This window comes from Streptomyces marinisediminis (assembly GCF_026262575.1).
Taxonomy (GTDB): Bacteria; Actinomycetota; Actinomycetes; order Streptomycetales; family Streptomycetaceae; genus Streptomyces; species Streptomyces marinisediminis.
Genome location: NZ_JAPKFL010000107.1, coordinates 1 through 637, shown reverse-complemented (window position 1 = coordinate 637; position 637 = coordinate 1). Strand labels below are relative to the sequence as shown.

Here is a 637-nt window from a genome sequence, read left to right as displayed (position 1 = left end):
GCGCGGCAGCCAGACCGGGGTCTACGCGGGCCTGATGTACCACGACTACGTCTCCCAGCTCGTCGACGTGCCGGCCGGGGTGGAGGGCTTCCTCACCACCGGCACGGCGGGCAGCGTCGTCTCCGGCCGCGTCTCCTACGCGCTGGGCCTGGAGGGCCCGGCGGTCACCGTGGACACCGCGTGCTCCTCCTCCCTGGTGGCGCTGCACCTGGCGGCGCAGGCCCTGCGCGGGGGCGAGTGCGACCTCGCCCTCGCCGGGGGCGCCACCGTCATGGCCACCCCCGGGAGTTTCATCGAGTTCAGCCGCCAGCGGGGGCTGGCGCCGGACGGCCGGGTCAAGGCGTTCTCGACGGACGCGGACGGCACCGCCTGGTCCGAGGGCGTCGGCGTGCTGCTCCTGGAGCGCCTGTCCGACGCGCGGCGCAACGGCCACGAGGTGCTGGCCGTCGTGCGCGGCTCGGCCGTCAACCAGGACGGCGCCTCCAACGGGCTGACCGCTCCGAGCGGCCCGTCCCAACAGCGCGTCATCCGCCGCGCCCTGGCCTCGGCCGGACTCTCCGCCGGAGAGGTGGACGTGGTGGAGGCGCACGGGACGGGCACCCGGCTCGGCGACCCCATCGAGGCGCAGGCGCTGCTG

Annotated in this window: 1 protein-coding gene; it reads left to right on the top strand. The window is 76.0% G+C overall.

Features of this window, described 5'->3' with window-relative positions; all coding sequences use genetic code 11:
- Positions 1–637 (top strand): beta-ketoacyl synthase N-terminal-like domain-containing protein (locus OSB71_RS24275; protein ID WP_265950950.1); only part of this gene is annotated, 637 nt, incomplete at both ends.